Origin of the sequence: Virgibacillus flavescens (assembly GCF_050574275.1) — a bacterium.
In the GTDB taxonomy this organism is placed as follows: domain Bacteria; phylum Bacillota; class Bacilli; order Bacillales; family Amphibacillaceae; genus Virgibacillus_F; species Virgibacillus_F flavescens.
This window is the reverse complement of sequence record NZ_CP192260.1, coordinates 2,838,952-2,858,999: the sequence shown is the minus strand read 5'-3', so window position 1 is coordinate 2,858,999 and position 20,048 is coordinate 2,838,952. Positions and strand designations below refer to the sequence as shown.

General features: G+C 36.7%; 21 protein-coding genes. 20 read left to right on the top strand and 1 reads right to left on the bottom strand.

Annotated elements, in window-relative coordinates:
- Window positions 1–108: 108 nt before the first annotated feature.
- From VBD025_RS13905 to dacB, 8 genes are all read left to right on the top strand, one after another.
- Window positions 109–525, top strand: coding sequence for a DUF4181 domain-containing protein (locus tag VBD025_RS13905; protein ID WP_430786471.1), 417 nt, complete (start codon window positions 109–111; stop codon window positions 523–525).
- A gap of 43 nt (window positions 526–568) precedes the next feature.
- On the top strand, window positions 569–1,162 hold the full coding sequence (locus VBD025_RS13900; protein ID WP_430786469.1) for a kinase: 594 nt from the start codon (window positions 569–571) through the stop codon (window positions 1,160–1,162).
- Between the two features lie 106 nt (window positions 1,163–1,268).
- Window positions 1,269–1,820 carry a nucleotidyltransferase domain-containing protein gene (locus VBD025_RS13895; RefSeq protein WP_430786467.1) on the top strand — a complete coding sequence of 184 codons (552 nt, stop codon included), beginning with the start codon at window positions 1,269–1,271 and terminating at the stop codon, window positions 1,818–1,820.
- 170 nt (window positions 1,821–1,990) lie between these two features.
- Complete coding sequence (locus tag VBD025_RS13890) at window positions 1,991–2,413, top strand: DUF1801 domain-containing protein (RefSeq protein WP_430786465.1); 423 nt, start codon at window positions 1,991–1,993, stop codon at window positions 2,411–2,413.
- A 28-nt stretch (window positions 2,414–2,441) separates the two neighbouring features.
- Window positions 2,442–3,203, top strand: a complete 762-nt coding sequence (locus VBD025_RS13885; RefSeq protein ID WP_430786463.1) for a class I SAM-dependent methyltransferase — start codon at window positions 2,442–2,444, stop codon at window positions 3,201–3,203.
- A gap of 15 nt (window positions 3,204–3,218) precedes the next feature.
- Window positions 3,219–3,581 (top strand): nuclear transport factor 2 family protein, encoded by a 363-nt coding sequence (locus tag VBD025_RS13880; RefSeq protein ID WP_430786461.1) that lies wholly within the window; start codon window positions 3,219–3,221, stop codon window positions 3,579–3,581.
- Window positions 3,582–3,595: 14 nt separating this feature from the next.
- Window positions 3,596–4,024, top strand: coding sequence for a VOC family protein (locus tag VBD025_RS13875; protein WP_430786459.1), 429 nt, complete (start codon window positions 3,596–3,598; stop codon window positions 4,022–4,024).
- A gap of 205 nt (window positions 4,025–4,229) precedes the next feature.
- Window positions 4,230–5,777 carry a D-alanyl-D-alanine carboxypeptidase/D-alanyl-D-alanine endopeptidase gene (dacB, locus tag VBD025_RS13870; RefSeq protein ID WP_430786456.1) on the top strand — a complete coding sequence of 516 codons (1,548 nt, stop codon included), beginning with the start codon at window positions 4,230–4,232 and terminating at the stop codon, window positions 5,775–5,777.
- A gap of 68 nt (window positions 5,778–5,845) precedes the next feature.
- Here the strand turns inward: dacB and uraA are convergent, their stop codons facing one another.
- Window positions 5,846–7,126, bottom strand: coding sequence for a uracil permease (gene uraA, locus VBD025_RS13865; RefSeq protein ID WP_430786454.1), 1,281 nt, complete (start codon window positions 7,124–7,126; stop codon window positions 5,846–5,848).
- A 310-nt stretch (window positions 7,127–7,436) separates the two neighbouring features.
- Between uraA and VBD025_RS13860 the strand changes: the two genes are divergently transcribed.
- The 12 genes from VBD025_RS13860 (at window position 7,437) to VBD025_RS13805 (ending at window position 20,048) form a co-directional block, all read left to right on the top strand.
- Complete coding sequence (locus VBD025_RS13860) at window positions 7,437–8,921, top strand: flavin monoamine oxidase family protein (protein WP_430786452.1); 1,485 nt, start codon at window positions 7,437–7,439, stop codon at window positions 8,919–8,921.
- A 116-nt stretch (window positions 8,922–9,037) separates the two neighbouring features.
- Window positions 9,038–10,186 carry a DEAD/DEAH box helicase gene (locus tag VBD025_RS13855; protein ID WP_430786450.1) on the top strand — a complete coding sequence of 383 codons (1,149 nt, stop codon included), beginning with the start codon at window positions 9,038–9,040 and terminating at the stop codon, window positions 10,184–10,186.
- A 152-nt stretch (window positions 10,187–10,338) separates the two neighbouring features.
- Entirely contained in the window at window positions 10,339–10,476 is a 138-nt protein-coding gene (locus VBD025_RS13850) for a paeninodin family lasso peptide (RefSeq protein WP_430786448.1), read from the top strand.
- Window positions 10,477–10,570: 94 nt separating this feature from the next.
- Window positions 10,571–11,167, top strand: coding sequence for a hypothetical protein (locus VBD025_RS13845; protein WP_430786446.1), 597 nt, complete (start codon window positions 10,571–10,573; stop codon window positions 11,165–11,167).
- Between the two features lie 155 nt (window positions 11,168–11,322).
- Window positions 11,323–12,072: a YveK family protein gene (locus VBD025_RS13840; RefSeq protein ID WP_430786444.1), complete on the top strand. Its 750-nt coding sequence runs from the start codon at window positions 11,323–11,325 to the stop codon at window positions 12,070–12,072.
- Window positions 12,035–12,703, top strand: coding sequence for a CpsD/CapB family tyrosine-protein kinase (locus tag VBD025_RS13835; RefSeq protein WP_430791428.1), 669 nt, complete (start codon window positions 12,035–12,037; stop codon window positions 12,701–12,703). The genes VBD025_RS13840 and VBD025_RS13835 overlap by 38 nt, the downstream gene beginning before the upstream one ends.
- Before the next feature lie 392 nt (window positions 12,704–13,095).
- Window positions 13,096–14,928, top strand: a complete 1,833-nt coding sequence (locus VBD025_RS13830; RefSeq protein WP_430786442.1) for a polysaccharide biosynthesis protein — start codon at window positions 13,096–13,098, stop codon at window positions 14,926–14,928.
- A 15-nt stretch (window positions 14,929–14,943) separates the two neighbouring features.
- The gene (gene galU, locus VBD025_RS13825) at window positions 14,944–15,843 is read left to right on the top strand and encodes a UTP--glucose-1-phosphate uridylyltransferase GalU (RefSeq protein WP_430786440.1); all 900 of its coding nucleotides are present in this window, start codon (window positions 14,944–14,946) and stop codon (window positions 15,841–15,843) included.
- The gene (locus VBD025_RS13820) at window positions 15,836–16,987 is read left to right on the top strand and encodes a glycosyltransferase family 4 protein (RefSeq protein ID WP_430786438.1); all 1,152 of its coding nucleotides are present in this window, start codon (window positions 15,836–15,838) and stop codon (window positions 16,985–16,987) included. Before galU ends, VBD025_RS13820 begins: the two co-directional genes overlap by 8 nt.
- Window positions 16,972–18,084: a glycosyltransferase family 1 protein gene (locus tag VBD025_RS13815; protein WP_430786436.1), complete on the top strand. Its 1,113-nt coding sequence runs from the start codon at window positions 16,972–16,974 to the stop codon at window positions 18,082–18,084. The genes VBD025_RS13820 and VBD025_RS13815 overlap by 16 nt, the downstream gene beginning before the upstream one ends.
- The gene (locus tag VBD025_RS13810) at window positions 18,084–18,968 is read left to right on the top strand and encodes a glycosyltransferase family 2 protein (RefSeq protein WP_430791426.1); all 885 of its coding nucleotides are present in this window, start codon (window positions 18,084–18,086) and stop codon (window positions 18,966–18,968) included. The genes VBD025_RS13815 and VBD025_RS13810 overlap by 1 nt, the downstream gene beginning before the upstream one ends.
- Window positions 18,969–20,048, top strand: coding sequence for an EpsG family protein (locus VBD025_RS13805; protein ID WP_430786434.1), 1,080 nt, complete (start codon window positions 18,969–18,971; stop codon window positions 20,046–20,048).

The window sequence follows — 20,048 nt, the reverse complement described above, 5'->3', positions numbered from 1 at the left end:
AAATTAATGGTTTAAGAGTAAATTTATGCTAAACTAGATAAAAATTATGTTAATCAATTTCGGTTTTGTCATTGTACAGAACAAAACGAAAGAAGGGAGATAGTAGCCTTGTCTTACGGATTACCACCTCACTTTTGGTTATATCTAGTTCTATTTATTTCATCCATCGCATTATTAATATATGTGTTCGATATTTTAGTGAGAAAATGGCTAGGTGTGGAGAGAAAGAGAGTGTTTTCATATAACCATATAAATGATTTTCATAAAAAGGTAGACACGACCATCAGAATCATTTCTGTATTCGTCATGATTTCATTTATTCCCTTAATGAGCTATGGTTTAATAAATTTCTACTTTCAATCAATTGCAATAACAATATTTTTGATTGTTAGCGAACTCGTGAGGGCTTTTATGGAATGGAAGTATGTAAATAATTCGAAAGCATATATCGTTACATTAATTAATCTTGGATTTGGTCTAACTATTCTCGGGTACACTTATTATTATTTTGAACAAATGATATAGAAATACTTAGTTTATTTGAAAAAAATTAGTCAGGAGAAAAGTTATGAATCAAAATTTGGAAGAAATACTAAAAATCTGTACCAGTTTGAGGGATGAAGAAAGATACGTTCTTGGCATCGATGGTCTGAGTCGTTCTGGTAAAACTACACTGGTTAACAGATTAAGACATAGGTTAGAGAAAATGAATGTTACTATTTATGTAATACATATAGATGACCACATAGTTGAACGTGCTAAACGTTACAACACTGGTCAAGAAGCATGGAGTGAATATTTCCATCTGCAATGGGATGTTAACAGCTTAAGAGATCAATTATTCAGTAAACTGAAATCAAATAAATCGTTGATTTTACCTATTTATCATGAAGAATTGGATTCCGTTACTTTGCAAACAATTAATCTGCCTCATAAGTGCTTGATCCTAATAGAAGGTGTATTCCTGCAGCGGTGCGAGTGGCGGTCCTTCTATGATTATATGATCTATTTGGACTGTTCAAGAGAGAAGCGATTTCAGAGGGAGAGCGATTTTTCAAGAAAACAAATTAAAAAATTTAGAGAAAGATACTGGAAAGCAGAAACATATTACATGGAAACAGCTATGCCGATCGAAAACGCTAACCTTGTGTTAAAAGGTTAATGAGAGAGGAATAAGGGAGTCAGTCTTACTGTGGTAAGAGGTAATACGAAACCACTTCATCAAAAAGTTGGAAGGACAGTTTAGTCCGATATAAGGGAATGATTTTTTGACTATTTTACAAACCTTAGCTCTGTTGGGTGAAGAACTTAATAAAACTAATATAAAATGGGCTGTTGGTGGGTCGTTGTTACTTCTCTTTGAAAATATCAATACCTCACCAAACGATATTGACTTGCTGGTAGCAGAAAAAGACGTTGACCAACTTACTGAAATCCTTTCTAGATTAGGTGAAGAGAAACAGGTTACTTCAAAATCTCCGTTTATGACAAGTTACTTCTCGAAATATGAAGTGGATTCTGTAGGAATAGATGTGATGGCTGGATTTGCTATATGTCATAGAAATGGAATATATAAACTCCCGTTTAATCGTGACTTAGTTATTCGTTATAAGATGGTGGAAGGTGTATACATACCTCTATCCTTTATAGAAGATTGGTTTATTTTATACCAGCTCATTCCAGGTAAAGCTTACAAGGCAGACCAAATTGAATATTTCTTTAGGACAAATGGATTATCTTACCCTGATAGGTTCCAAAGCGCACTCAAGCAACCTATGCCTCCTAATGTTAAGAAGAGAATTGAAAAACTTTTACTATAGTAGTAGAGAAAAAAGGTTTTTACGTTCCGCTTGTCGAATTTAGCAGGTAAGAAAGTATAAATCTTTTATTACTGCATATGTCAACTAAGAATCCGTTATCAAGGCTAGGTGACAAGTCGGATTTTCTAATGAAATAGAGTTGAACTAATGAACAAGGAGTGAAACGAATCATGTATGAACAGAAAACAAAAGAAACCGATGCGAGTGTTATAGAATTTATCGAAAGCGTAGAAAAGCCAAAAAAACGTGAAGATGCTTATAGGTTATTGGATATTTTCACTGAAGCAACTGGTCATGCTGCCAAGATGTGGGGACCAAGTATTATTGGGTTTGGATCATACCATTATAAATATGAATCCGGTCACGAAGGAGATGCTCCGCTTGTTGGTTTTTCACCTCGAAAAGCAAAAATTAGTCTGTATTTTGCTACTGGTGACACGAAGCGTGAATTGTTGTTAAAAGATTTTGGCAAACACACAACCGGAAAAGCGTGTGTTTATATTAATAAAGTAGAAGATATTGATGTGGATGTTTTAATGAAATTAATCAAAGAATCGGTTATTTTTTTACAGGAAACCTATCCGGATAAGTAAATGTTACGAATAACGAAAGGAAAATGATATGAAAAAAGACAACCTTTTCGATTACTATCTATCAGAGAAAGACAAGCCATTTAAGGGTTGGGATTTCTCATACGTTTCTGAGACAGGTCGAATGCAAAGCGGATTAATTTCATGGTCGTATGGGAGCTTTGTGAGACCATTTGTTCAAAAATCTAACGCTATGCTTGATATGGGAACTGGTGGGGGAGAATTCCTCTCAAGAATGCAGCCCTTCCCGAAAGAAACGTACGCAACAGAAGCATACCTACCAAATGTTTCTGTTGCTAAAGAAAGACTCGGACCAATAGGTGTAAAGGTCGTCCAAATTGAAGAAGACTCCGATCTGCCTTTTGAAGACAATCAATTTGACCTCATTATGAATAAGCATGAAGCTTATTCACCTGCAGAAATAAGGAGAATAATTTCGGAAAACGGCATTTTTGTTACACAGCAGGTTGGTGGTTTGAACGATGCAGAGATAAATGATCGTCTTGGGGCACCTGTAAATGATGAGTTTTCACATTGGAACCTAGAATTTGCTGTTGGTGAACTTATAAACCACTCTTTTGAAGTCACCTATAAACTCGAAGAATATCCTGTTGAGCGTTTTTATGATGTTGGTGCTTTGGTTTACTATCTACAAGCAATTCCTTGGCAAATTCCTGATTTCAATGTGAATAAATACTGCGATAAGCTATACACGATACACCAGGAGATACTACAGGTAGGATATTTTGAAGTTAAACAGCATCGCTTTATGTTGAAAGCAAGACCAATTTAAAAGGAGTGATGGATAATGTCACAGCTAAATGAATTTATTCGCAAGTTTAATGAAGCTTTTACAACCGCAGATGTTGACTTTATTTTGGAGAGTGTTACAGATGATATTAGATGGGAGATGATGGGTGAACCAGTTATTAATGGTAAGGCTGAAGTGAAAAAAGAGCTTGAGATGATTAAAGATGCAAATAAACCTGAACTTACCATCACGAAAACGATTACGCATGGTAGAACTGCGGCGATAGAGGGTACGATGAAAATGAAGGATAAAAATGGTGTGGAAAAAACATACGCATTCTGTGACACATATGTATTAAATAAGTTCAAAGATGGAAAAATTAAAGAGCTTAATTCGTATCTAATCGAATTAAAACAATAGTAGGAGTGTTAGCAATGATTAAAGGTATTTATCCTTATTTAATAATGAATGGAAATGGACAGAAAGCAATCAAATTTTATGAAGAAGCAGTTAAAGCAGAGGTCTTGAATGTACAAACATTTGCAGATATGCCAGAGAACCCGGAGATGCCAATACCTGATGAAGCGAAAAACCTGGTAATGAATGCACATTTAAAGGTTGGTGGTACAGATCTTATGTTGTCAGATACGTTCCCTGGACAGCCGTACCAAATCGGGGAGCAGGTAACAATTGCTATTACTATGACTGAAGAAACGGAAGCAAGAGAGATATTTGATAAACTTAAAGTAGATGGAAAAATTGGCATGCACATGCAGGAAACCTTTTGGAGTCAAGCGTATGGACAAGTTACAGATAAATTTAACGTAACTTGGCATGTATCAGCAGAGCCGGAAAATATTTGAACACAAGGGAGCATTACGTCAATGTGGTGCTTCTTTTTGTGTACATAATTGAAATCACGGACCTCGACTTTGTGAATGTTACAAGTATTGTAAATCCTGCATGCTTCGTACAGCTTTTATTTGTGATATGATTAAGTTAGTAGCACTATTTTAATTATATTCGATAACGTGCAGGAAATTTTTTTATAAAGTCGAGGTGATCGTGGTGAAAATAGCAAAAATCCTCATTGCTGTTTTAGTTGTAATATCTGTTGTTTTTCTTGTGGAAATTTACCCTTATGATGAGGGAAACACACCAGAGAAAGTTGCTACAGAGGTAAAGGAGGATAAAGTTGTGAATAAACCAGCAAACCAAGCGGGTGAGACTACAAAGACAGATAAACTCCAGGAACAATTGGATAAATATATTAAAAATGAGCCACACTTAAATGGAGCTACGATAGGGGTTAGTGTCCGATCAGCTGCTACAGGTGAATTAATTTATGAGCATAATGGTGAGAAAAGGATGCACCCCGCTTCCAATATGAAGTTACTAACCGGTGCTGCTGCACTCTCTTCTTTAGGTAGAGACCATACGTTTACTACAGAAATATTGGCTGGTGGACAAATCATTAACCATTCGCTTCAAGGTGATTTATATATTAAAGGCATGGGTGATCCTACTTTAGTTACAACTAATTTCAAAGACTTTGCCAAGAAGGTCAGTGCAAAAGGTATTAAGCAAATTAGTGGAGATATTATTGCTGATGACACATGGTATGATGATGTTCGTGTGTCTCCTGACTTAATTTGGACTGACGAACAATATTATTATGGTGCACAAATCTCAGCATTAACCGCTTCACCAAATTCTGATTATGACGCGGGGTCTGTCCAAATTGATGTAAGTCCTGGCAAAAGTGTCGGAGTGAAACCAATTGTAAGTGAAACACCTCGTACGGATTATGTGAACGTAATTAATAATGCTGAGACAGTAGCTGCTGGCGAAGAAGAGGATATTGAAGTTGGCCGGAAACATGGGTCAAATATCATAACCATTGAAGGTACTATTCCTATTGATTCCTGGACAGTCAAGGAATGGATGGCGGTATGGGAACCAACAGGCTATGCATTAGATCTATTTAAACAAGCATTGGCTAGCCAGGGCATTACCTGGACCGGCGAGCTGAAAGTCGGTAAAGCTCCTGAGTCAGCAACTGTTTTAGTTAAACATGAATCTATGCCGTTAGCAAAGCTAATGTTACCGTTTATGAAATTGAGCAATAATGTACATGCTGAAGTATTGGTGAAAGAAATGGGTAAAGTTGTGAAAGGCGAGGGAAGCTGGGAAAAAGGACTTGAAGTAATAGATGAAGAAATGCTCAAATTAGGACTGGATATAGAGACGATAAAACTGCGTGATGGATCGGGTATCTCTGGTGTTAGCTTAATTCCACCAAATCAAATTTCAAAGTTGTTGTATGAAGTTCAAAAACGTGATTGGTATTCTACTTTTAATCATTCTCTTCCAGTCGCCGCTGCCGAAGACCGGATGGTTGGTGGAACGTTAAGAAACAGAATGAAAGAAATCTCTAATTATGCTACGATCCAGGCTAAGACGGGTACAATCAATTCGGTCAGCTCCTTATCAGGTTATATAAACACTCGTGAAAGTGAAACTATTATCTTTTCTATATTAAATAACAATTTACTGGATGAAGATGACGGTAAGGAAATTGAGGATAAGATTGTTGAAATATTGGCGAAACCATAAGCAAAAAAGGGACATTCTGATTAACTAATCAGGATGTCCCTTTTTTTGCGAAAAATGAATTTCACTATTTATTCATTAGATAGGTTTAAAACATCAAGAATTTTGAAGAAAAGACCTAAGATAATTGCAACAATGGTAGCTAGCCCCATTCCTTTAAGGGCCACATCGCCTATTTGTATAGTTGCACCACTTATTCCGATAACGAGAACAACTGTGGTAAGAATCAGGTTTTGTGAACGGCTATAGTCGATCTTAGCTTCTACAAGCATTCGTATCCCGCTTGCAGCAATAATTCCAAATAAGAGAATGGATATTCCGCCCATTACTGGAGCAGGAATAGAGGAGATTAGCGCTGCCAGTTTTCCACAGAAAGAAAGTATAATTGCTACAACTGCAGCCATTCCAATTATCCAGGTAGAATAGACGCGGGTGATTGCCAATACACCAATATTTTCTCCGTATGTCGTATTCGGAGTTGCACCGAAGAAACTTGAAATGATAGTTGAGATTCCATTACCAGCAAGCGACCGGTCCAGGCCGGGTTCTTTCGTTAAATCTTTTTTTACAATATTTCCTGTGACAAATAGATGACCGATATGCTCTGGAATAATTACTAACGCTGCCGGCAGAATGATAAATATTGCTGACCAGTTAATTTTCATTTGATAAAATTCTGGCATGGATATCCATGCGGCATTGCTGACACTGGTTAGATCCACCAATCCGAAAGCCAAAGCAATAAAATATCCTGCGACTATTCCAATTAGAATAGGAATTATTTTTAAGAAACCTCTTAACGTTACCCAGCAAATAATGGTGATTGCCAGGGTCAGTAAAGATACTAGCGCTACCTCTGGATTTACTGACCATGTTGCGTCAGCAGCTGCAGGTGCAACCCATCCAGCCAACTCGGCGGCTGTTGGGACGAGTTCGAGTCCGATAACAGCAACGATGGCTCCCATAGCAGCAGGTGGAAATATTACGTCAATCCATCCGGTTCCTGCAAATTTAACAATAATCGCCACCAGTGTTAAAACAATTCCAACTGCAAGAAAGCCACCCAGTACATAGCTATAGCCTGTACCACCTGAATATTGACCTAAAACAACAAACACCGGTGAAATAAAGGCAAAGCTTGAGCCCAGATATGCTGGTATTTGTCCTTTTGTTATAAATAAATAAATTAATGTTCCAATTCCGTTCATTAACAAAATGGTTGCTGGATTTACATTAAATAAAACTGGTACTAGTACAGTTGAACCAAACATAGCAAATAAGTGCTGAATACTTAAAGGTAAGCTTTGTAAAAATGGTAAACGTTCATCAACCTGAACTTCACGATGTGACATATGTATCCTCCTCTGATAGTAGCTAATAAAATCAAAAAACACCTTGCCATAAACTGGTAAGGTGTTTGTGTACAAATAAATAGTTGACTGAATCGATTTCAACTGAACTTTTATCTGAAAACAGATCTCTATCTGTTTCACCTTGCCAGTCTCACAGGACTGAATTAAAGGTATCCGTATGAACTTTTCTTAGTTAGTATGACAACTTCTACAGGAAGTGTCAATGGGTAATTGGATGAATTTGTCTCGTAATCATCGCATAGTAAAATTATTTCACACATATTATGAAAGAAGGAGGTGGGCGTTAAGTATGGAAATGAATGAAAAAATTAAAGAGTATAAGAATCTGACATATCCCTATGATATGATTTCTATAATAAAGTACGGTTTGCCAAAGACTGCAGACGTCAAAAAAATAACTGTGGTTGGGGCGGGCATTGCGGGATTGGTAGCAGCTTCTTTACTTCAGGATGCTGGACACCATGTTTCTATTTTGGAAGGGAATAATCGAGTAGGGGGTCGAATTTATACCGTTCGTGAACCGTTTACTCCTGGGAATTATATAGACATGGGGGCGATGCGGTTTCCAGACACACATGAATTAATAAAGGAATACATTAAAAAATTTAACCTCCCTACAAATCCTTTTTTAAATACCACAGAAAATGACCTCCTCTTCGTTAATGGAATAATTACTACTGCTTCCTATTATGAACATAATCCAGGTGTATTGCAATTTCCATTGCCTCCGGAAGAGCAGGGTAAAACTGCGAAGGAACTGCTGTTATCGGCAGTCCAGCCATTTTTAACACTTTATAACAATAGTAAACCGGAAGAACAGGAACGACTGCGAATAATATTTGATAGATATTCGTTTGAGGATTTTTTACGTAACAACCCATTAGGCAATAGTTTGTCAGCAAATGCCATTCGAATGATTAAAGTTGTGCTTGGAATTGAAGGGTTTCCTGAATATGCTTTTGTGGATATAATACTTGATATTGTCGGTACTATATTTAATGAAGAACTAACCTTTTATGAAATTACGGGAGGAAATGATCAGCTTCCCAAAGCTTTTTTACCACAGTTATCTGATTGTATAGTCTTTAATCAAAAGGTAAATCGTATTTATCAAAGACCAAATGGAGTAACTGTGGAAGCAATAGATTTAACAAACGGTCATGCTCATTCGTACGATAGTGATTTTGTAATTGTTACAGTACCGTATACGGTTTTTCAATTTATTGATGTATATCCATTTAATTCTTTCTCGTACAAAAAAAGAACGGCAATCAACGAACTGAATTTAATTTCTTCTGTTAAAGTTGGAATAGAATTTAGATCTAAGTTCTGGGAAGAGGCAGGGATTGGCAATATCGTAACCGATTCTCCTTTACGGTTTACTTACAACCCCAGTCATTCACTAGATAAGGAAGGACCAGCCGTAATGCTCGCGAGTTATAGCTGGGGCAATAATGCGGTGCTATGGGGCAGTCTTCCTGAGAAGGCCCGTATACGGGAAGTATTGGAAGGGTTGTATAAGATTTATGGAGAGCAAGTGTACAGGGAATACTTAAACAGTGCAACATTTAGTTGGAGTCAGAATCAATTTTCAGCAGGCTGTTTCACCTTATTTGCACCTTATCAATCATCTGATTTGGGTGATGCTATTTATCTGCCAGAAGGAAGAGTACACTTTGCCGGGGAGCATACTTCTTCGTTACATGGGTGGGTCGAAGGCGGGATAGAGTCTGGTGTCCGTGCTGCTTATGAAGTGAATGCCAGAATTGATTAAGTTTTGACCTGGTATTTCCTGCAATTTTGTACGAATATACGAATTTAACTTCTTGCCTGTTCGAAAAAAGGTTATAATAAGGGTAGATTTAGAAATAGAGAGGGTTTTAATTAATTATGGTTACGAATAATGAATATAATTTTCCAGACGAAGAGACAAAGCCTTTTATAAAGGAAGCCTGGGCAGCATCCGGCTTTGAGGAACCAACGGCTATTCAGATACAGACAGAAAAGATTATTTCAAACGGCAAGGATATTATTGCTGAAGCACCAACTGGAAGCGGTAAGACGCTTGCATATTTACTGCCGCTTCTTCAAAAAATTGATCCATTAAAAAAACAGATTCAGGTCATAATTCTTGCTTCCAGTCATGAACTGGTAATGCAAATTCATAAGGAAATTCAAAATTGGACAAAGGGCAGCGGGATAAAGACTGCTTCATTAATTGGCGGGGCAAATATTACGCGTCAAATTGAAAAATTAAAAAAGAAGCCACAGATTGTAGCAGGAACTCCTGGGCGAGTACATGAATTAATTACTAAAAAGAAAATAAAAATGCATGAAGTTCAAACGCTTGTTCTTGACGAAGCTGATCAGCTTATCGTTCCTGAGCACTTAAATACAATTGAAAATATCGTCAAAAGCACACTCAAGGATCGTCAGTTGTTGTTATTCTCTGCAACGCTGCCTGAGGAAATGCAAAAGGTAGCAATACCATACATGCATGAACCGGAAATTGTACGAGTCAAGGAATCAGAAACAAATAAACCAAAGGTAAATCACATTTATTTAATTTGTGAATCTCGCCAAAAAATGGACATGCTTTACAAAATCACGAACATCCCAAATTCAAAGGTACTAGCATTTATGAGGGATATTGGAAATCTCTCAGTTCTAGCAGAGAAAATAAAATACAAAGGATTAACAGTTGGTGTTCTGCATAGTGATACGCGTAAAGAACAGCGAGAAAAAGCGTTAAAAGCTTTTCGGTCGACGGAAAACGCTTTACTGCTTGCAACAGATTTAGCTGCTCGAGGGCTGGATATTGATGATTTAACCTACGTTGTAAATGTGGATTTACCAAAAGATTTGACACAATACACACATCGAGCAGGTCGGACTGGAAGATTGGGTTCTGAAGGTGGTACAGTGATATCTTTAATAGAACAGCATGAATTAAAACAGCTTCGCAGGTTTACGGATACATTTAACGTAGAACTGAATGAAACTATTTTATACAAAGGCGAATTAACTGCACCAAAATAATAAGATGAGCGGGGCTTTACAGATGAAATATCTGTAAGGCTCTTTTTATTTTTCACTAGATTCATTTGAGCGTTAAAGAAATATTGACAAATTTTAAAAAGCACATTACTATATAAATATGTTCCTTATAAAGAACGAAAGGTGGTGAATTAATGAAAAAAAAATGGAGAGCGCCAGTGCTGGAGACGCTGGATGTCAGCCTGACAGCCAAGTTTCATAATTGGCCGCCGGATCCGCATCATCATGACAACGATTGTGGTCATGATGAAGAAGTATTAGGGGACAGTTAACTCGAAATTAATATTTATTTTATTGTGCCTTTATACACTTAAACGTATAGGGGCTTTATCCATTAACTTATTTGTTTTATATGGAGGAATTTTCATGTATGAATTAGTTAAAACAGCGCATCAACAGAAAAAATTTGAAGCGACATGGGAGTATTTTTGTAAGGAGTACAGATGGTATAATGACGCATATTCAGAAAATGGAAGCAGATATAATTTACTATTTTATACAAATGGAATCTTTCTTAAAAGAAAAAAAGTTATTGGTACGATTGAGTTTATACCTTATGATCCAGGAAATAAAAACTGTACTGTAGAAGGACCTGGAAAGTTTGCATTCTCAGCATATCCGGAAATTAACCAAAATATAAATCGAACTTGGGAAATAGACAAACTCTGTATTCATAGGGATTATCAACGTCAGGGTTATTTCCAGATATTTTTCCAGATTTTATATAACCACTCTACTTCGAATGAGACCAAGTACTATCTGGGATTAATAGAAAAGAAGTTTTTTAGAATGATAAAAATTATGTTTGGGTCTAACATAATTCAGATGGGCGATGCAATTGTTGGTCCAGCAACAGAGCTAATTCCTGCGGTAATTAATATCCAGAATATCCTGGAAAACGAGGAAATTGTACAAAAGTATTTAGGAAAGAACCATTTCAATAAAGTTAAAATTAATGTTTGACATGTTCTTTATAAAGAACTATAATGAGTCTTAATAGAACAAGTATAGGAAATTAGTATTATATCTAAAGTATATTAATTAAAATCTAATTGAAGTATATTTTTTTGGACTTATCGTTCGTTATATAGAATGACGTCATGGTTAAGGAGGAAAAAATGAGCAGAGTAAAACAGGACAGTTTCATAGGAAATATCAAAGAAAGCGAAATTAATTTAAAAGAATATTACTCACTGATTAAAAAGCGGCTGTGGATCGTAGTCTTAATTACAATTATTACAACTGCCGCTGGGTATTTCTACAGTCATTATAACAATACTCTACTGTACCAGACATCTACAAGAATAATAATTGGGTCAGAAAGCGGAGATATGAAAACGCTTATGGTTATGATTAAAGACCCAATTATTATGGAAGGGGTGAAAGAGAAGTTGCAAATACCTCGTTCTGCAGAGTCAATTGCAGCAGGAATTGTTGTCGAAGTAATCGATGACTCCAGGGTAGTTAAAATTTCCGTGACTGATCAGGATCCGGAGTTGGCAGTAGATATTGCAAATTCGACAGCAGAAGTGTTTAAAAGTGAGATTGCTAAAATACTAAACTTTAATGATGTACAGCTATTGTCAGGGGCAAAAGAAAACCCTGTACCTATAAATGAAACGCAGAATAAAACAACTATTATTGCACTAGTGTTTGGAGTGATAGCGGGTATCGGATTAATATTTTTATTGGATTCACTGGACGGTACAGTTAAACGAGAACGTGAACTGGAAGGAATTTTGGGAGTACCGGTAATAGGAGTTATTTCAAACATGAACAAGAAAAAGGTAATTGGTCAAAAAATACAAATGCCTGTTGCGGAATCAAGGAGTGATCCAGTTGATATTAAAAAGAAAAAGGCGGAGTGACAGTGTCAAAAAAGGAAACTTGATTACCTATTCCAATCCTGACTCACTTGTTTCCGATCAATTTAGAGCCATACGGACAAATATTAAATTCCTGACCGAAAAGAGAAACAATCGATTATTCATTATTACTTCTCCAAGCGAAGGCGAAGGAAAATCGATTACAACTGCTAATCTTGCTGTCTCAATGGCACAGCAGAAAGAGAAAGTACTTTTAATTGATGCGAATGTACGTGAGCCAGTAATTCACGAGATATTCAGAATACCGAATGAGCTTGGTCTAACCAGTATCCTAACAGGAAAAGCAAAACTTGAAAATGCTATCCAGCGAACCGGAATCGGAAAACTCGAAATACTAACAAGTGGAGCGACTTTATTTAATCCGGCTGAGCTGCTGGGGAATGAACAAATGACAAATTTACTTCGTACCATTTCTGAATTGTATGATATTGTACTTATCGATTCACCATCTGTATTAGAATCAACAGAAACCAGAGTGTTAGCTAATCAATGTGATGGCGTAGTACTGGTTGTAAATCGCGGAAAAACAGACATTGAAAAAACAATAGAATCCAGACGTGTTCTCGAGCTTGCACACGCGAGACTGGTAGGAGCAATTATTAATGAAAAGTAAGGTAAATTTTTTTAAACGAATAGTTCTTTATTAAGAATACATTGTGCGTTTTATCATATATTTATTTTTCCGGCTAAATTACTTAATCCGTTATGGTGATGTCTTCTAACCTTTATCAATGAAGGCACTCGGTCATGCTGTGGGTTTCTGAAAATGGAACCTTAGACGCATTCGTTGTCGATAGTGTGATGTGAGGGTGGGTTGAATGCCCATATTTTTATACATAAGGAAAGTATAAAAGTTTAGAGCAAATGCCGGTACAAGTAAAACTTCGGCATTCGCTATTAATGCCGAGTTTTTCTAATACATATATAGAGTTCTTATCTATGGGTTCTTCTTAAAGAGCCTATACATAAGAACTTTATTCTTTATAGAAAAGAAGGAGGTTACTCATGACTTACCAGCAGAGGTTGTCGATCTTCATTATACTCGATTCCTTTATCATCCTGACCGCAATTTTCATTAGTGGGTTTTTAGTTAATGCAACTACTAAAATTTTTTCATTCCCAATTGTTATCAGTGCAGTAACAATCTTACTAACACATCAGTATTTTTCATTCAGATTAAAACTTTATAAAAAGGCATGGGAGTATGCAAGCATTGGCGAACTAATAATTATTTTAAAAGTAGTATCCTATTCTATATTGTCTGCAATAGCTATTCAGCAAGTGGTCGTTCAGGAAACATTTTTACGATTACTTGCTGTTACGTGGACGCTTCATCTCTTGTTTATTGGGGGATCGAGATTCGTTTGGAGGCTATATCGTGATACAGTCATAAATAAATCAGACACCAAAAATCGAACATTAATTATAGGTGCAGGATCTGCAGGGACAATGGTTACAAGGCAGTTATTAAAAGATAACGAAAGCAAGCTGAGGCCAGTAGCTTTTATAGATGATAATAAGAGAAAACATCATTTGGATATTCTGGGTATACCGGTGATTGGTGGTATTAACAGTATCGCTGATGCGGTCTCCAGTCTGGAAATAGATAATATTATTATAGCAATACCTTCATTAAGTAAAAAAGAACTAAATACGATTTTCCAGGAATGTGCAAAGACCTCAGCAAAAACAATGATTTTACCACTTCTGGAAGACCTGGTAACAGGAAAGGTTTCTGTTAATCAATTTCGTGACGTTCAAGTAGACGATCTCCTGGGAAGGGATCCGGTGGAACTGGATATAAATAGTATCTCATCTGATATCACGAACAATGTGGTTTTGGTAACCGGTGCAGGGGGATCAATCGGTTCAGAGGTTTCTCGGCAACTCGCGAAATTTAAGCCTAAAACGCTTGTTTTATTAGGACACGGAGAAAATAGTATATATTCAATTGAACTCGAGTTAAGGGAAAGTTACAGGGACAGCGGAATTGAATTTATAACCGAAATTGCTGATATTCAAGATGCAAATAAAATGATGGAGATAATGGAAAGCTATAGACCTGAGGTGGTTTATCATGCTGCAGCACATAAACATGTTCCATTAATGGAAAGAAATCCTGAGGAAGCGGTCAAAAATAATATTATAGGCACTCTAAACGTTGCTAAAGCAGCTGATTGGACCAACGTAAAGACATTTGTAATGGTTTCAACAGATAAAGCTGTTAATCCGACCAGTGTCATGGGAGCTTCCAAGAAAATTGCAGAAATGATTGTGCAAGGAGTTAATCAAACAAGTAAAACTAAGTTTGTTGCCGTCAGATTTGGCAATGTCTTAGGCAGCAGGGGCAGTGTTATTCCATTGTTCAAAAAGCAGATAGAAAAAGGTGGGCCAATTACTGTAACTCACCCAGATATGGTTCGTTACTTTATGACCATACCTGAAGCGTCAAGGCTTGTCATCCAGGCTGGTGCTTTAGCAAATGGCGGAGAGGTATTTGTACTGGATATGGGCGACCCTGTAAAGATAGTAGACCTAGCCAAAAATCTGATAAAGTTATCTGGTAATTCATTCGAAGATATTGGAATCGAGTTCACAGGAATAAGACCGGGTGAAAAGCTCTTTGAAGAATTATTAAAAGAAGATGAAATTCACGATGAGCAGATTCATCCGAAAATATATGTTGGTAAAACCGCAAGGCTGTACTTAGAGGAAATTGACGAAATAATTACTGTTTATCAAAATTTAGATCGAAATACATTGAAGGAAAAAATTCTTATCCTTGCTAACAAAGACGAGACATCAAAGCCGAAGGAAATTATGTCGGTATCCATATAAACGGGGTGTTGTTGTATGCGAGTAAAAAAAGCGATAATTCCAGCAGCTGGTCTCGGAACAAGATTCCTGCCTGCGACTAAAGCAATGCCGAAAGAAATGCTTCCAATTGTTGATAAACCAACAATTCAATACATCGTGGAAGAAGCAATTGCTTCTGGTATTGAAGATATCATTATTGTTACAGGAAAAGGTAAGCGAGCAATTGAAGACCATTTCGACCATTCGTTTGAGCTCGAACAAAATTTATTCGAGAAAAGCAAATATGAATTGCTGAAGGAAGTTCAAAAGGTATCCAAAATGGTGGATATCCATTACATTCGTCAAAAAGAACCAAGGGGTCTGGGGCATGCAATTTGGTGTGCGCGCAAGTTTATTGGAAATGAACCATTTGCTGTATTGTTAGGTGATGATATTGTCGATGCCGCCACACCTTGTCTGAAACAAATGGTTGACCAATTTGAGACGTGTCAAGCATCCATTTTAGGTGTTCAGCAAGTGAGAGAACAAGAGGTAGAAAGATACGGTATAGTCGATGCTAAACTTCTTTCCAATCGGTTATACGATGTGAATAGTCTCATAGAAAAACCTTCACTAACAGAAGCACCTTCTAATCTTGCCATTTTGGGACGATATATTCTCACACCAGGTATTTTTGATATCCTAGAGAATCAAAAGCCTGGGACCGGGGGCGAAGTCCAACTAACCGATGCAATCGCAGAATTGAATAAACGTGAAGTAGTCTATGCGTATGATTTTGAAGGTATTCGGTATGACGTGGGAGACAAAATGGGTTTCATTCAAACGACAATTGAATTTGCTTTAAAGCGAAGCGATTTAAAAATTGAGCTATTAGATTATCTTAAGTTGGTTGTTGAGCAGGAGCTGGCCAGCCAAATTGGTGACAAGCATGACTAAGAAAATTCTATTTTGTGCAACTGTAGATTACCATTTCAAAGCTTTTCATCTGCCATATATGAAATGGTTTAAGGAGCAGGGTTGGGAGGTCCATGTTGCAGCGGCAGGAGAAATGGAATTACTGTACACCGATCAGAAGTATACGATTCCAATTGAACGGTCGCCGTATAACCAATCAAATTTTAAAGCCTATAAAGCATTGAAGAAAATAATTGAGCGAAATAAGTACACAATTATTCACTGTCATACACCAATTGGAGGAATAGTTGCACGAATGGCTGCACGAAAAGCCAGGATTTCTGGAACAAAAGTGATTTACACTGCACATGGATTTCATTTTTGCGATGGAGCACCAGCCCTTAATTGGCTGCTTTACTATCCAATAGAAAAATGGATGTCGCACTACACGGATTGCTTAATTACAATTAATGAAGAAGACTACAAGTTAGCTCTTACCCATTTAAATACAAGACATATCGAGCACGTTCATGGAGTTGGGATTGATACGAACCGTTTTATACCAGTATCACCGAAACAAAAATTGGAATTAAAAAAGTCATTTGGCTATAAAGCCGATGACTTTTTATTATTCTATGCAGCTGAATTTAACGAGAATAAAAATCAGAAGTTTTTAATAGAATCGCTTGCAGTTATTAAAAACTCCGTTCCAAATGTGAAGCTTTTATTTGCAGGCGAAGGAGTATTGCTCGAGAGATCTCGGAAACTTGCTGAGGAGTTAGGCGTAAGCCCTATGGTCAACTTTCTTGGATTCAGAAGTGACATTGAGCAGTTGGTTCCAATGAGTGATATAGCAGTCGCATCTAGTTTTCGTGAAGGGCTGCCAGTTAATATTATGGAAGCAATGTCGTGTGGATTACCAGTGGTCGCCTTAGATAATAGAGGTCATCGGGAGCTGGTTCATCCAAACGAAAATGGCTATTTAATCGCGCAGAACAACATCCAATTATTTTCAGAAAAAGTGGTTGAGCTGTCAAAGGATAAAGAAATGATGAAAACTTTCGGAGAAAACGGCAGAAATTATATTTTAGCAACTTACAGCACAAATAAAGTATTAGCAGAAAAAAGCAGTATATACAAAAGCTATATGGTGGAAAGGAAGGAGCGAGAATGGGCAATCCAATGAGAGTTCTGCATGTTGTCGTGAATATGAACCGAGGTGGTGCTGAAACATTACTCATGAATCTGTACCGCAATATAGATCGTGCAAAGGTCCAATTTGATTTTTTAACATGTAAAGCCGGTGTATTTGATGCAGAAATAATTGCAATGGGTGGGAAAATTCATCGGATTCCCTATGTTACCGAAGTTGGGCATAAGCGGTATTTAAAAGAACTGGACAATTTTTTCATAATAAATAACTCATATAAAATTGTACATGCACACATGGATAAAATGAGTGGATTAGTGCTAAGGGCTGCAAAAAAAGCAAAGATACCGGTAAGGATCGCGCACAGTCATAATACGAGAAGTGAGGGAGGGATTGCTTCAAGATTGTATAAGTGGCATGCAGGAAACAATATAAAACCTAATGCTACACACTTGTATGCCTGTTCTTCTACAGCAGCAAAATGGTTGTATGGAAAGGCGAACACAACGTCTATTTTAAAAAATGGAATTGTGACTGACAACTTTCGATATACATCCTCAATCAGCGGAATTATGAGAAAACAACTTGATTTGAAAAAAGATTCATTTGTATTAGGGCATGTTGGCAGGTTTTCAAAGCAAAAAAATCACATGTATTTATTGGAACTATTCTCTGACTTGAAAAAGAAACTCCCGAATGCAGTATTAGTGTTAGTTGGGGATGGTCCATTAAAAAGTAACATAATGGAAAAAATAAAAGCATTACATTTGGAAAACGATGTTAAGTTACTCGGCGTACGTGAGGATATAGAAAATCTATTTCAGGTTTTTGATATCTTTATTTTTCCTTCTATTCATGAAGGATTGCCAGTAACGCTAATAGAAGCTCAGGGTGCAGGGCTGCCTTGTCTTGTATCGTCAGCAGTTACGAAGGAAGTGGATATGGGTATTGGTCTTGTTGAGTTTTTATCTTTAACAGATAAAATGTGCTGGACGAATACTTTAATGCGAAAATCTGCAACCATTCATTCCAGAACAATAGATCCGGAAGCACTATCTATAAAAGGTTATGATATTCGTCAAACAGCTAAATTCATACAAAAATCCTATCTTTCTTATAGCGGGAGTTCATGATGAAGCAATTAACTGTATTTACTCCGACATATAATCGTGCATATTGCTTGAATAACTGCTACCAAAGCCTGAAAAGACAGACTAGCAAAGACTTTGTCTGGCTGATTATTGACGATGGTTCAACAGATAATACAAAAGAATTAGTTGGCAGCTGGATTAAAGAAAATGAGGTCCACATAATTTATCATTGGCAAAAAAATACTGGCATGCATGGAGCGCATAACACTGCATATCAGCGAATAAATACAGAATTGAATATTTGTATTGATTCGGATGATTTTATGCCTGATGACGCAGTTGAAAAAATTCTTTCATTTTGGAATGCGTACGGAAGTGAAGAAGTTAGTGGAATAATTGGCCTTGACGCTGACCTTTCGGATAGAGTAATTGGAACGAAATTACCCCAAAACCTTAAGCGTTCCACTTTGTTCAAGCTGTATTATAAATACGGGGTAAAAGGTGACAAGAAGCTTGTTTATCGAACAGAATTAACGAAGAAGTTTCCTTATCCGGTCTTCTCGAGCGAGAAATATGTAGGATTAGCATACAAATATTACATGCTCGATAAAGATTTTGAAATGCTGCTAATGAATGAAGTAATTTGTAAAGTCGAATATCTTCAAGATGGGTCTACCCACAACATGCTTTACCAATACCGACGAAACCCAAATGGCTTTGCATTCTATCGCAAAGAACTTATGAATCTGCCATTCACAAGTCAGTTATTTAAGTTCAGACAAGCTATTCATTATGTATCAAGCAGTTTATTCAGCCGAAATAAGTCATTCCTTTCAGATGCTCCAAATAAAATCTTAACGGTTCTGGCGTTACCTTTTGGAATATTGTTATTTATATATGTTAGGTCAAGAACACGGGTGATTTAAATGATATTACTTTGGATTAACCTTGCTATCGTTTTTATAAGCGCGTTTTTTGCAAGATACTTTGCAGCATCAGTTGAGGCTAGCACTTATTCACCTGTTCCATTAAAACCAAACAAATTATTAATAATTTGTGCATTTGGTTCGATTCTTGCAGTTTCAGGACTGCGGTCAAATATTGGCGATACTTTTTTTTATAAATACTCATATGAGTTAAATGACTTCACATGGGAATTGGTAATGTCTCAGAAAGACCAAGGATTTGGCACGCTTCAAATGCTATTAAAAAATTATATATCTACAGATCCCCAAATCCTGATTTTTACAACAGCATTAATTACGAATGGTATTATATTTGTCGTCCTATACAAGTATTCAAGAATGATTGAGTTAAGTCTGTATGTCTATATAACAGGTGGGTTGTTTCTCGTTTCCATGAATGGCATAAGGCAGGTTCTAGCCGCAGCCATAGCATTCGCAGCAACTAAATATTTAATTGATGGCAGTTGGGTGAAATATTTCCTTGTGATCCTAGCTGCTTCTCTTTTTCATCAAAGTGCACTAATTCTTCTGCCGTTATATTTTATTGTTAGATTTAAAGCCTGGTCAAAGCCAACCTTAGCACTATTAATCTTTGCGGTGCTGATTGTAATAGGTTTTGAAAAGTTTTCTTCCTTATTATTCAGTGCTATTGAAGATACACAATACGGACATTATCAAAACTTTGCAGAAGGTGGTGCAAACAGTTTACGAGTGGCAGTCGATTTAGTTCCACTCCTAATTGCATATTTGGGACGAGAAAAGTTGAGAAGAATATTTCCGAACAGTGATTATATAGTAAACATGGCAGTACTTGGATTTGTGTTTATGATGATTTCTACACAAAATTGGATATTTGCCAGATTTTCGATCTACTTTAACTTGTATCAGTTAATCCTTATTTCATGGATCGTAAAAGTATTCAGGCAAAAGGATGAGAAACTCATTTATTATGGTATATTAACTTGCTATTTTGTTTACTTCTATTATGAAAATGTGCTGAATCTCAATATTTTGTACGAGAGTGATTATTTAAAATGGTAG